Source organism: Stenotrophomonas maltophilia, assembly GCF_013464485.1.
In the GTDB taxonomy this organism is placed as follows: domain Bacteria; phylum Pseudomonadota; class Gammaproteobacteria; order Xanthomonadales; family Xanthomonadaceae; genus Stenotrophomonas; species Stenotrophomonas maltophilia_AW.
In genome coordinates, this window is the sequence record NZ_RAUX01000030.1 from 71663 (window position 1) to 83713 (window position 12051).

The following is a 12051-nucleotide window of genomic DNA, read 5'->3' on the forward strand; positions in this document are numbered from 1 at the left end:
GGGAGACACCTGGTGACATTTCGCCTGTACCCTGACGTCGCCGACGATTTCCTGGCCCGGATCCGCATCCTGACGCCCGAGGAAGGTGGACGCCGCAGCCCGCCCCGGAATGGCATTCGTTGGGATTTCGCCTACGCCGACGGCGTGCGGGAGCTGGAACTGTTCATGATCTGGCCCGACTTCAGGCAGGCGTCGGGTGACAGCTGGGCGGTGGATCTGCCGTTGCCGGTGGGTGAGCCGCTGCTGGCGGGCCTGACTGTGGTCAATGACGTGCAGCGGGTGAGGCTGCACCGTGAGCGCATCCGGCCTGGCGTCCGCTTCCACTGCCATGAGGGCCCCCGGGTCGTGGCGCGGGGCGAGGTCACCTGTGTCACCGGCCTCCTGCTGGATCGACCAACGCGCCGCTGAGGCAGGTTCCGACCCCGATCGTCCAGATCCCCTACGGGCCCGGGGCTGAGGGAATGGTAAGATGCCTCGTTCCGACATCCCCCATTCGCAACCGTGGGAGACCCGGCGAACCGGCACCCCGTTGGGTGTGCTATCACTGGGCCAGCCCCGGACAACGGAAGAATTCATCTATGGCGCGCGGCATCAACAAAGTCATCCTGGTCGGCAATCTCGGCAACGACCCGGACGTGAAGTACACCCAGAGCGGCATGGCGATCACCCGCATCAGCCTGGCCACCACCAGCGTCCGCAAGGACAAGGATGGCAACCAGCAGGAGCGTACCGAATGGCACCGTGTGGTGTTCTTCGGCAAGCTCGGTGAGATCGCCGGCGAATACCTGCGCAAGGGCAGCTCGGTCTACGTTGAAGGCAGCCTGCGTTACGACAAGTACACCGGCCAGGACGGCGTGGAGAAGTACTCCACCGATATCGTCGCCGACGAAATGCAGATGCTGGGCGGCCGCGGTGAAGGCGGCGGTGGTGGCGGTGGCGGCAACTTCGGCGGCGATCGCCCGCAGCGCCAGCAGGCCCCGCGCCAGGAATACGGCGGCGGTGGCGGCGGCCAGCGTGGCGGCCAGGGCGGTGGCTATGGCAACCAGGGCGGCAACCAGGGCGGCGGCTACGGCAACCAAGGGGGCAACCAGCGCCCGCAGCCGCAGCAGGCGCCGCCGATGGACGACTTCGCTGACGACGATATTCCGTTCTAGAACACTATGTAGTCTCAGTTGTACATTTACCAATGTGGCAGGGAACTTCGGTTTCCTGCCATTTTTTTTTGCCAGAGTTTGCTGGTAGATTTCTATCTAGACCAAGCTGTTCATAAAAGGACCGGCTGTGCGGTTGACTGGCGCGACAGCACCACGTTTCCGAGTGGTCAATGTGACCTTGCCGGCAGCGGGCCCGCAGGAGCAGGAGCTTGTGCCCACGCTGGTGGATGAGCGCACTGGATTACCTCCACGCTTGGCCTTGCGATGGGTGATGCGCTCGCGACGAAATGCGGTCAGTGAAAAGACGTTGGCAGATGGCCTGCGTGCAGCGGCCTTGCTCTACACGTTCTGCGAGGACCGGTTGAATGCATCGTTGGACGACCTGTTCGCTGACGGCCATCGATTGACGGCAAATGATCTTGAGCGGCTGATCGAGTACTTGAGAGTAGGGCAAGGGGATACCCGCGGCGTCCGGGCACTGGCCACGATCGGCCAATGCGTGCCCAACATTGAACGCTTCTTGCGTTGGCTTGCAAAGCCAATGGATCGAGGGGGGAAAGGCTATGTGCCCCCGTCGGAACTGACACTCTACGACGAGCAGCTCCGGCTGACATTCTCGGACTTGCGTGCCTTCAGGTCTCGTGGAAAGCGAATCGAGCCTCTTGCCGCCGGCGATGATGTTGCCCTGTGGGAGCTGATTGGTCCCATCAGGAGCAAGGATGGGCGCTACGAGACGCCGCTGCGCTTTCCCGATCATAACCCTTGGCATCCGAAAACCCGGTTGAGAAACTGGATTGGGGCTCTGCTTGGACGCTACTCAGGGCTTCGGCGGGGCGAAGTCGGGAAACTCCGTACGGACGATGTACGCAACGTAGACGGGCCATGCATCGCAGTGCTTCGGCGACCGCAGGATGTGTTGGATACACGCACCAGCGCTAACCGTCCGAAAGTGAAAACTGTCGAGCGTGAGCTTCCCATCTCCAATGTACTGGCGCTAGCCATTCGCCAGTACAGCCACACGCTGCTCCGTGATGGTGGTCGGCGTGGAGCGCGAACGCCCTATCTGCTCGTGACTGAAGAAGGCACGCCGATTTCCGGTTCGAGCTTGGATGCCATCTGGAAGGCCGTCAATGGACGTCTTTCGCGTCGAATGAGCTGGCACGTGCTGCGACACACCTGGGCCGAAGAAGTTGCGGACGATCTGCTGGAGCAGTATCTGGGCAGTCCGGATTCATCGGAAGTGGTGCTCGGAATGCTGCGCGAGATGGGGGGCTGGGCGCCCACATCGAACACGCCCTTCACTTACATCAAAAATGCGCTGAAGAAGCGCGGCAATGCCTACTTGCGAAAGCGCAATGCACGGTTCGATATGGAGTTAGGGAATGACTCCGACTCCTGACCGCCTTCTCACAGAGCAGCTCAGCGACTTGCCCGAGCTCCCAGAAACAGTGTTGACCAAGGATCGGCAGGAGCTGAGTACGCAAGGTGATATCTGGTCGTTGCGTGCCAATAGTGATGGTGGAGGATTGGTTGAGGTTGACTACCGGCCGCTGCGGAAGCTGTGTAGTGACCGATTCATTCTGATCGTCAAGCTGTTTGTTGCTAAGAAGGCAGCTACTTCGGCTGCGTGGAGCCTCAGAAATATTGTCCAAGCGGCAGCAAGATCTGTTAGATGCTTGCGCACCGGATCGCGAACGGGCAGTGTCAACTGGTCCGAACTGAGAATTTCGGACTTCCAAGCAGTTCTTTCGTCTGGTCTGGAATCACCACAGGGAGTTGGTGGAAATGACTTCGCCCATCTTCGTGCGATCTACGCGTGGGGAGCGCATGTTGCTAGGCTAACTGACTTCGATCCAGCACTCTCGCTGCAGTTGAAGGGCATGAAGGCGCCTGGGAATCTGAAGGGTCGTAAGGTGCTTGGCTCCGATCCTGAAGACGGTAGCTTCACGCCCGAAGAAGTGGAGCTTCTCGACAAAGCACTGAAGCGAGGCTTAGGCAATCCGAAGGGGGTGATCATTGCCCAGCTGTTTCAGGAACTGGGCCTGCGCCCGATCCAAGTGCTGCGAACGCGGTGGTCAGGGTTGCGCCGGTTTGAAGCCAACGTCGTTGAGTCGGGTGAGACAAGAACATTGGTGCGCTATGTGCTGTCAATCCCTCGCGCTAAGGAGCGTGGGGAACACCGGGTTGAGGAAGATCGACCCATCAGTACCTTGCTTGGCGAACGGCTGGACAAGCTCAAGCCGTCGATGCACGACGAAACAACACCGCTTTGTTGGTGGTTGGACCCGGATACGTCGAGCGCGGACCTGCGTCACCTGCTGCAAGGCTGGGTCGATGAGGTTGGTCTCGTCTCGCCTCGAACCGGTGATCTCTTAAAGGCAAATCCTTCCAGATTCCGCTACACGCTGGCAACTGAGGCTGCAAGAGATGGCGCCTCGCGCTTCGATATTGCGCATCTGCTGTTTCACGTAGATCTGCAGAACGTAGAGGTGTACTTCGATGCAGCTGGAACCGTCATGGACCAGATCGAGGAACGCCTGGAAAAGGCATTCGGAAATCACCTGCATCGATTTCATGGAAAGCTTGCTGGCGCCGCGGATGTTTCGCCATATGAGGGGCTGCAGCGAAGAGTGGTCCCTGGTGTGTTTCCTCAGCTTCCTGAAGCGCCCATTCTGCAGATGGGGCTTGGCGCCTGCGGCCATGATGTACAACGGTCCGGGATCTGTAAGTTGGCTCCCCCGATCACTTGCTACCGATGCCCAAAGTTTGCGGCGTTTCGGGAGGTGGATCACAAGGCGGTGGGTGATGCGCTTGAGGCAATGGCGCGCAGCAGGTTCGGTGATCGTGCTGATGACAGGATCGGGGGAGAGTTGGTCTTGACCATCCAAGCCATTCGCGACTTGGAACGGCAGATTGCTGAGGAGCGCGGATCGTGAAGGGTGTTAGGGCAGTTGCGACGCTATTGTCTCCAGCGGAGCGTGCCTACCTCGAACGAGGGAGGGCCGCATTTGCGGTCAGGTTTCCCGGGCAGGACTTCGCCGCTCCCTCATGGAACATTCGACATTTGAAGAAGTCCGGTTCGGGGGACGGCAGTGTCTCGCTGTTGTTCGCGGGCATTGCAAATAGACAGTACAGAAAGAATCTGCCGGATCGATTCGCGGAGGTACTCAAGGCTTACCTGGCCATTTGCGGGAAGGAGCCTGGGACGCTGTACAACAGGTCGACCGCAGCGCGCTGGCTATGGGAGGCACTTGAGGTACGTCTTGGCGGCCATGGTGAGCTGTTCAAATGGGAGAGCTTAGGGAAGGAGGATGCAGAGCGAGCAGAAGACATGATGCTCGAGTCTGGCATGAAGCCAAGCAGTGTCTATCGTCGGTGCGTGGACCTGCAAGTAATGCTGACAGGACTCGCCGAGGCGGGCGTGATCGCGACCGTATCGCCTGATTTCCGCACTCCTCGGCAGGAGAGCGCTGATCGAATGACGCTAGCTGGGCAGGAGGCGAGGTCGTCATTGCTTCCCAGCGAAGAAGCGATCACGGCATTGGCAGACGTTTTTGCTGGGAAATATGCGCTTAGTCCATTTGAGCAACTGGTGTCCTGTATCCCGGCACTGATGTTCGCCACAGGTCTGCGCGTCATTGAACCGCTTCAGCTCGCAACGGATCCCGTTCGAAAAGAGGGAGGGAGAGACTTCCTCTTCTACTTCAAGGCGAAGGGGCATGGGACGATTGAGGAGAAGATCCCTTTAAGCGCCGGGCAAGCAGCTCTGGCGCAGGAAGCAGTACGGCGAGCCTTGGAGCTAACTCGCGATGCGAGGGTTCGCGCAAAGGAGTTGGTCGCATCTCCGCATCAGTTCCCTCTGCCGAACTGGGCGATGGAGAAGGATTGGTTAACTGCTCGCGAGATCGGCGATTTGCTTGGAGCGCAGGGCGCGATGTACCTATCCAAACATGTCGAGACGAGGAAGGATCCGGTCGCTAAGGTCGTCGTGTTCAGTCGGCCATCGCTTCAGAATTATCTGCAAGAACTTCGTGAGAAGAATTTTCAGGAATCTATTCGCGGCGTGACAATGCGCGCGGATGGGACATGGCTTCCTTTAGATGAGGCGCTGTTCATCTGCTTCAAAAATGCCGGGCATAGCGAGAAAGGGACAAGCCCGCTGATGGTCTCCTTGATTCGTCAACAGCAAGTTGGAACTTTCCTAGGTGGGAGTGGGAACGGGCTGAAATCAGTTTTTGAGCGGTTGGGCCTACTGGAGAAGGATGGTCGTGCGATCAATGTCAATTCGCATCAGATCCGTCACTATGTCACCTCCAAAGCATCAGGTGCAGGTATCGCCGACACGTATCTTGTGCGGTGGCAGCGCAGGGCGAATGAGGGGGATCTCCTGGCGTACAAACACCTGACTTCTGAGGAGCGTCTCCGTAGGCTCAGAGAGCATATACGGGCTGGTCGCCTTAAAGGGGACATCGCTGCGATGTACTTTTCTCTTGCGACCGACGAACGCGATATCTTTCTTGAGACGGTGGTCCAGGCTGTTCATGTGACCCACTTGGGCTTCTGTGTCCACGACTTCAATGCTTCGCCGTGCCCCAGTGCTATGAACTGCGTGAAGCGGTGTGGTTCGTACTTGTTCGACACGAGCGATACTTCGCAGCGGCAACGATTGGTTGATCTTCAGCGACGGAACGAAAGAGCGCTCCAGGATGCTGAGGCTGCTCAGGAAGCAGGGGCCGGGTTGCTTGTCGCTGAGTGGGTGGATGAACTTAAGGCGACCGATGAGGGGTTGCGTATTATTCTAGCGACACTGCCAAAAGATGATTCTGCCATTGTTGCCCCGTTCGAGCACGATTCCTCCAAATTTAGGTCTTTGGATTAAACATGGCCAGGCCATCGATAGAAGTAGGAGTGACCGAGAAGGTTGCCAAGTACGTTGCGGATTCTGCATTGCTTCCCTATGGGGAAATGCCCCTTTCCGCGTTGGCGGTTGCGAAGGCTATTGGCCATGACCGCCGTGTCTTGAAGAAGTATGGACTGGATGTCGTCATCGCTGCTGCCGACAAGAGAGCTGCTCGAGACGCAAAGCTCGGTCGGTACACCAAGCGGAGATCTCTTGAAGAACGTGTTGATGCGGAAAAGTTGGAGGTGGATAAGCTGGGAAAGCAGGTGAACTCTCTTCTAGCTCAGCTTGCGTTGATTGAAGCCAACGCGAAACGGATTGGCATTGATCCTGAGGAACTCTATAGGCCGTTAACGCCGCCGGACCGAAGAGTGTCCAGCATCTACGGGAGCAAGAGGGGTCGTGCGCTTGGTGAGCGTTAGGGGCGGATAAGGGGAGAAGTCGCAGGAGCCTCCTTCGGCTTGCCTGACACTCCTCAAATGGAGAGGGTGATGAGCGCGTTTTGACGGGTTACGCTCGGTGCTGGTCCTATCTGGATGTTGGCTGTTGCTGTTCTACTTGCTGGCTGCGCAACCACATCCGAAACTAGGCGTGCCGTTCACACATGAGTCGCCCCTCTGTGGTCTTGAGGGTGCATGCAGCAACATAGTTGCTGCGCAGAATGCAGCCATCCAAGCACAATGTAATGACCCAGCGGTTTCTGCACAGGTCAGGCTGCTAAAGCATATGCCTCAGCAGGGGTCTTCATGCCCAGCGCCTGGTGCGGACGCCGGTGGTTGTAGAACTGGATCCAATCGCCGACCACGCGGGTCGCGTGCTGTTGGCTTTCAAAGCGATGGCGGTGCACCTGAGCGGGAAATCACTGGGTCATTACAAGACCACCCAGGTGGGGTTCGACGGGGCGCTCTACCTGCAGCACCCCGAACCGGGACTGGTGATCGAAGTGACGGGGGTTTGCAAGGCCCAGCTGCGCGCGTGGCTAGGTTGCGCGCCAAGGTCCCGTCCCACATCACCATCGGCATCAGCGGCGATTCGGTGGCGGCGCGCGGGCTGAATGCTGGTTGTGAAGTCTGGTACTCCGTCATTGGCGGCCTGTTCCCCGAGATCGCTCTGCAGATCACACGCTTGTCGGTGGCTGGCCGAGCGCAGGATGCACAGGAATGCTCCGACCGGCTGCAACCGCTGTGGGCGCTTTTTGACAAGCACGGCGGCAGCATCCGCGTGGTGGCAACCGCCGCAGAGCTACTGGGACTTTGCAGCGGCGGCAATCTGCCTCGCCCACTGCAGACACTGACCGGCAACGACAGAGCCGAGCTGGCGGCAGTACTTGCCGCAACGGGTCTGGCCTGAGTCCATGCACGGCAGCGGCACCTCCGACACCCCCGGTCGAACCGGGGGCTGGCCACCTACGTCACAGCGGCGATCCTCGCCCGATCGGCCGACGGTGGCGTGGTCGTGGCTGTCGTCCTGCTGGTCACGCTCTCCGGTGGTAGCGGTACCCTGGCCGGCGCCATGGCAGCGTGCGTGACAGCACCGCACCTGTTCGGGCCCTTCGTCGCTCGCCGTATCGACACCTCCGATGATCCGCGCCACTTCATCGCGGCGGCATGCGGCCTTTTCGCGCTGGTGTTCATGGCGACCGATAGCCGCTTACGGCGGACAGCCTACATGACCATGCTGGTGGCCTTCGGCGTCGCCGCGTTGCCGGTGGTAGCAGTCTACCTTGCGCCCGTGCTTGGCATTTCTGCAGCCAGCGCGGCCCTGCTGACCGCCGTGTACGGAATCGGGAATCTGGCGGGTTCCGCCGGTGTCATGGCACGGCCGATCCGGCTGACGCCCGACCAGGCCATGACGTGGTACGCCGGATTCCTTGGGTTGGCGCTTGTGCTTGTTGCGGCCAGCGGAAGCTTCCAATTCGCCTTGACCACCTACTTCGTCGCCGGGTGCATCGACGCCTACTTCTTTGCCGCTACGCTGGCAGCGCGTACCGAATATGCACCTGCACAGGGCAAGGGCCAGGTGTATCTATGGGTTGGCGCGCTGAAGATCGCAGCGGGGTCTGCCGGCACAGCGGTCGCGGGCATGGTGGTGACAGGCTCGGCGTCGTTGGCGTTGTGGATCGCGATCGCTGCGGTTGTGATCGCGCCTGTGGTGTCGCGGGTTGATCAGCGGGCACCGTAGGCAAGGAGCTGGAAATTGAGCAGCGGTGGGCGTCCGCTGTCGGCCAATAGCGGACCGACCTGGTCGCGGATCTGCACCGCGAAACGCAAGACTTATGGCTGGGACTTACCGGCGAGAGGTGGGCTGCAGGCAGGTGTGCGTTATGATCTGCGGCATTGCGAGCCCCCCCGGCCTGTCAGGCGACGGGTTGAATGAGGTTCTTATCGAATGCGTTCGCGAACTGGGGTGGGGGCGACGCCTTTACCCGCCCATTCGGAATGCTGAATCAGAAGCAGGAAAACTTCCTCACTATGCAGATAGGCCTCGAAAACGACTCCGACGTTGAGCGAACGCTAGCATGGATGCACCATGTGGCGGGTCCTGATCTTGTCCGAAGGATTGAAGCAGCCAAGGAACATTTTTCCAGCGCTTGTTTGCCAACGGCAGGGTCGATGCTCTGGCCTGACCCCATGGACCTCCTGCCACCTGGTGACTTGCCTGCGGGAATGCTACTCCAAGCGCATGCGCTGATCCGCGATCGGCGCTTCTTCGACGCGCGCCTCGCTTCGCGGACAATCCCGTTTTTGAAGCTCATCGGTGGCACCCTTCCCCAACTGCATCGGGTTGAAGGCGCCGAGGCCCGTGCAAGGGAGTTCCTGAACCCTCGAAATGACCATCCCGAAGGCGGCCTGCTTGAACTGACCACCGCCGCTCGTTATTTGCTGGAGGGGTACCGTCTGAGGTTCATCCCCGAATCGGACCGAAGGACTCCGGATATCGAGCTGCTCTCTGATCGAGGTAATGCCAAAATCGAGTGCAAACGTCTACGTCCCGGCCAGTACGAACTTTCAGAAACCACGAAAGTCCGAGGCATGTTCGCACTGGTGTGCGACCTAGTCGCAGCTAGAAATTCCTTTGTGCACCTGGATGTCACGTTCCTCGCGCCACTGGATTCTGTTCCTGCTAGCTACCTTATGGAGCACATGGAGTGTGCCTTGGGTGAAAATCCGATCGACTACGCGTGGGAAGATTCATTTGCCCGCGGAAGAATCGTGCAGGGCGACCACCAGGCTTTAAGTGAAGACACGGCTGATTCCTCGCTACTGGTCGGTCCCAAGCTCTTCCGTCTGTTCACTCAGACAGTCGTTCCATCGCAGCGGGTCCTGATGGGCGTCCGAGGAACTTCCCATGACCTGGACCCGCGCTACTTGGACAGATTCGAAGCAGTAGCGCTTTGCAGCTGGGACACGGAAAGCCCCGAATCAATTGAGGCCCGCGCCCGCCATGTTCGATCCAAGCTTGCGGAGATCGACCGGCAGCTTGAGGGCTGTGCACTCGGTGCAGCGCACATCGTGGCTGATGCCGAACGCGACGCAAACGCCGCCGACTTGCGCAGGAAGCGGATCCAAGAACAAATCACTGGCTTCCGCTTTGATTCCAACATTGGAGCCATAACCACGCACTATCTATTGACGCACACTGCCGAAACCAAGGCGTGGACCATGGATGAGACCGCCGACTACGCTTCGAGAATGCCTTTGCCTTTGCTGGGTGACCCCAGGCTCTTCATGAAAGGCGAGGAGCTAGGGACCGAGCCAGCTTGGCGATATCCCGCTCCGAACTGAGGACATTTGAACGGGCGTCCAGTGTCCACTTTGGGTCGATTGCAGCCGACGCGACGTCCCCCCGGTTTTGAGTAGCACAGCGATTTGGAGTCCAATCCCCAACAGCTGCATCGGAATTGGCGCGATGCCCTTATGGGCAGAAAAACCAAGCTGATCGCTACAGCTGCCGCTACCGCGATGGCAAGTCGTCCTATGAACGTGAACGACGCGGACTTGGCCTCAATTTACTTTGCTCAAGTGATCTCTGGTCGGCACTTTAAGCTCTGAGGCTCATGCTCAAACTAGCCAGCCGCAGTCAGACTGCAGCAATATCGACGGCTGAGCAACCAGTACCTCGTGACTTGGAGCCGGCGAGCATCAGTTTGCAGTAGGTCGCGAGAAAGCAATTGCACGCTAGGGCTCGACCAATACCTCAGCTTCCAGGTATTGTCGCACCGTCGCGAGGTCACTGAGCCGACCACTGCACATAAGCGCTAGCGCATTATCTCCACTGAACGGAGCAGCCGTATTGGGGCGGCGGACCCAGCCGTCAGCTTGCTGCTGATTGGGAAAGATGGTGCGTAGCGCGCGGTATATGCCAATCAGGTAGCTCACCCGTTCAAGGGTCTCGGGCCAAATATCATCCACAACGCCCGTCTTCAATACAGCGAAGGCGGCCTCCACAGGTTGCCCCAGAATCGCCGATTGCTCCAGTTCTGTCAGGGACCAAGCGTTGACAATTTGAACGAATGCCTGCAAGGCTGGCCCTGCAAGACCAGGGGCGTTCCTCACGAACGGCTGGCTCATGATATCGGGCTAGCCACGTGGGTTATCGGTTGTCGTCATGTGCATATCAGGATTGGCCTCGACCATTCGGCGGTTTCGTCGGCGCTGACATTGCTCTCAAAACTATTTCGTGTCTACATCGTGAGCCTACTGGTACGCGCGGCCAGATGCGCAGGCGTGAGCCTACTGGTACGCAGCTAATCTCAAGTGTTTGATTCTTCGGGAGGCGCCTCGCTTGCGCGCTTCATCAATTCCCATGAGCGCTGGCATCCACAGCAAAACCTCGTCGAGAGTGGGGTTCATTCCTACTAAACTTGCTCCCACTCTGGACGCAGGAGACCCGTGTGGTCAGGACAAGTGTTTCGGACCCCATCCGCATTGCGGAGCTGGCCGTAGGTACGCAAGGCGGTGCGATAGGAGTCACCTTTGCGCCGGGAAAATTCCAGGAATCGGCGATGACCGGCGCCTGGGCCAGGGATATCGACATAGACCTTGCCGCGATCCGCACCTGGGGAGCGGACCACCTCATCACGTTGATCGAGCCCTGGGAGTTCGAGGAGCTTCGGATCACGTCGCTGCCTGAACGCGCCGCTGCCCATGGACTCATCTGGCATGGCTTGCCAATCACCGATGGGGCTGCGCCGGACGCACGCTTGCTGGACCGATGGAAGGCGCTAGGACCCTTGTTGTCGCGGGAGCTACGTGCTGGTCGGAAGGTCGTCGTCCATTGCAAAGGTGGACTAGGTCGCGCTGGTACCGTCGCCTCAATGTTGCTCTTGGACACCGGAACCACCCAAGATGGCGAAGACGCTATACGAATGATCCGACTGGCGCGCCCAGGTGCCGTAGAGACACGGGAACAGGAAGCCTTCATTCGTGGGTGGACGTCGGGATGACCGAAACCAGCGTTCCGGCGTGGTGGCAAAATGGTTCAGCCACGCACTCTTCGACATCGGTACTCCAGAAGCCATTGAGGCGCTAAAGGCACTCTCAGCTCACTCGGAGACTGAGGTTCGTGACGAGATGGCCTGCCGCCTGACCAAACTAGAGGGCTCAAATTGAGACCCAACAAGTGGTTCCAGTAGGACTTCCCCGCCTATGGCTGGGACACTCCTGAACCCGGGCGTTGAACGTCCGCTACTGGCCGAAAGGGGGCATCGGTGCCATGTCAGGTGTCCAACTGGCTGGCGGCGGTGTCGAGTTCGTTTGGCGGCGCTGTCGGGGGGCGTTGATCTGATCAAAGTTCTCGGCGACCTATGGGAATGATGGTTCTGATCGAGCAACGATGCTGGTCACCAGGCTCGGTCGCGTGATCATCTTCTGCTGGTCCAGGCGATCAATCTCATCGGTACCCGCAGGTGCCTAACAAGCTGGTGGCGGTGTCCAGTTCACTTGGTGTCGCTGCCCAGTTCATTTGGTGGCAATGCCCAACTGGCTGGCTGTTTGT

At 59.2% G+C, this 12051-nt stretch carries 12 protein-coding genes; 10 read left to right on the top strand and 2 right to left on the bottom strand.

Going from position 1 to position 12051, the window contains the following annotated elements:
- Positions 1 to 12: 12 nt before the first annotated feature.
- From D7Y61_RS13605 to D7Y61_RS13630, 6 genes are all read left to right on the top strand, one after another.
- The gene (locus D7Y61_RS13605; RefSeq protein WP_180866787.1) at positions 13 to 408 is read left to right on the top strand and encodes a hypothetical protein; all 396 of its coding nucleotides are present in this window, start codon (positions 13 to 15) and stop codon (positions 406 to 408) included.
- Between the two features lie 170 nt (positions 409 to 578).
- Positions 579 to 1154, top strand: a complete 576-nt coding sequence (locus D7Y61_RS13610) for a single-stranded DNA-binding protein (protein ID WP_180866788.1) — start codon at positions 579 to 581, stop codon at positions 1152 to 1154.
- A 163-nt stretch (positions 1155 to 1317) separates the two neighbouring features.
- Complete coding sequence (locus tag D7Y61_RS13615) at positions 1318 to 2553, top strand: tyrosine-type recombinase/integrase (protein WP_180866789.1); 1236 nt, start codon at positions 1318 to 1320, stop codon at positions 2551 to 2553.
- Entirely contained in the window at positions 2537 to 4090 is a 1554-nt protein-coding gene (locus D7Y61_RS13620) for a site-specific integrase (RefSeq protein WP_180866791.1), read from the top strand. Before D7Y61_RS13615 ends, D7Y61_RS13620 begins: the two co-directional genes overlap by 17 nt.
- Before the next feature lie 128 nt (positions 4091 to 4218).
- Entirely contained in the window at positions 4219 to 6033 is a 1815-nt protein-coding gene (locus D7Y61_RS13625; RefSeq protein ID WP_180866793.1) for a hypothetical protein, read from the top strand.
- 29 nt (positions 6034 to 6062) lie between these two features.
- Complete coding sequence (locus D7Y61_RS13630; protein WP_180866795.1) at positions 6063 to 6476, top strand: hypothetical protein; 414 nt, start codon at positions 6063 to 6065, stop codon at positions 6474 to 6476.
- Between the two features lie 287 nt (positions 6477 to 6763).
- Here the strand turns inward: D7Y61_RS13630 and D7Y61_RS13635 are convergent, their stop codons facing one another.
- Positions 6764 to 6901 (bottom strand): integrase core domain-containing protein, encoded by a 138-nt coding sequence (locus D7Y61_RS13635; RefSeq protein ID WP_279914261.1) that lies wholly within the window; start codon positions 6899 to 6901, stop codon positions 6764 to 6766.
- Positions 6902 to 7038: 137 nt separating this feature from the next.
- Here D7Y61_RS13635 and D7Y61_RS13640 point away from each other — a divergent pair, with 137 nt between their 5' ends.
- The 3 genes from D7Y61_RS13640 to D7Y61_RS13650 all read left to right on the top strand — a co-directional run bounded on the left by D7Y61_RS13640 (position 7039) and on the right by D7Y61_RS13650 (position 9839).
- Positions 7039 to 7404, top strand: coding sequence for a dihydrodipicolinate synthase family protein (locus D7Y61_RS13640; RefSeq protein ID WP_219627931.1), 366 nt, complete (start codon positions 7039 to 7041; stop codon positions 7402 to 7404).
- A 105-nt stretch (positions 7405 to 7509) separates the two neighbouring features.
- A complete protein-coding gene (locus tag D7Y61_RS13645; protein WP_180866797.1) occupies positions 7510 to 8235 on the top strand; it encodes a hypothetical protein in 726 nt (241 codons plus the stop codon).
- A 191-nt stretch (positions 8236 to 8426) separates the two neighbouring features.
- Complete coding sequence (locus tag D7Y61_RS13650) at positions 8427 to 9839, top strand: hypothetical protein (RefSeq protein ID WP_180866799.1); 1413 nt, start codon at positions 8427 to 8429, stop codon at positions 9837 to 9839.
- A gap of 393 nt (positions 9840 to 10232) precedes the next feature.
- On the opposite strand, the gene D7Y61_RS13655 is transcribed toward D7Y61_RS13650, so the two are convergent.
- Positions 10233 to 10625 (bottom strand): antitoxin Xre/MbcA/ParS toxin-binding domain-containing protein, encoded by a 393-nt coding sequence (locus tag D7Y61_RS13655; RefSeq protein ID WP_180866800.1) that lies wholly within the window; start codon positions 10623 to 10625, stop codon positions 10233 to 10235.
- Between the two features lie 434 nt (positions 10626 to 11059).
- On the opposite strand from D7Y61_RS13655, the gene D7Y61_RS13660 reads away from it, so the two are divergent.
- The gene (locus tag D7Y61_RS13660; RefSeq protein ID WP_258010362.1) at positions 11060 to 11500 is read left to right on the top strand and encodes a cyclin-dependent kinase inhibitor 3 family protein; all 441 of its coding nucleotides are present in this window, start codon (positions 11060 to 11062) and stop codon (positions 11498 to 11500) included.
- Positions 11501 to 12051: the final 551 nt, after the last annotated feature.

Excerpts from the sequence above, each read along its gene's own strand:
- D7Y61_RS13650 (WP_180866799.1), top strand. The coding sequence starts at position 8,427 with ATGAGGTTCTTATCGAATGCGTTCGCGAACTGGGGTGGGGGCGACGCC.
- D7Y61_RS13660 (WP_258010362.1), top strand. The coding sequence starts at position 11,060 with ATGACCGGCGCCTGGGCCAGGGATATCGACATAGACCTTGCCGCGATC.
- D7Y61_RS13655 (WP_180866800.1), bottom strand. The coding sequence starts at position 10,625 with ATGAGCCAGCCGTTCGTGAGGAACGCCCCTGGTCTTGCAGGGCCAGCC.
- D7Y61_RS13620 (WP_180866791.1), top strand. The coding sequence starts at position 2,537 with ATGACTCCGACTCCTGACCGCCTTCTCACAGAGCAGCTCAGCGACTTG.
- D7Y61_RS13610 (WP_180866788.1), top strand. The coding sequence starts at position 579 with ATGGCGCGCGGCATCAACAAAGTCATCCTGGTCGGCAATCTCGGCAAC.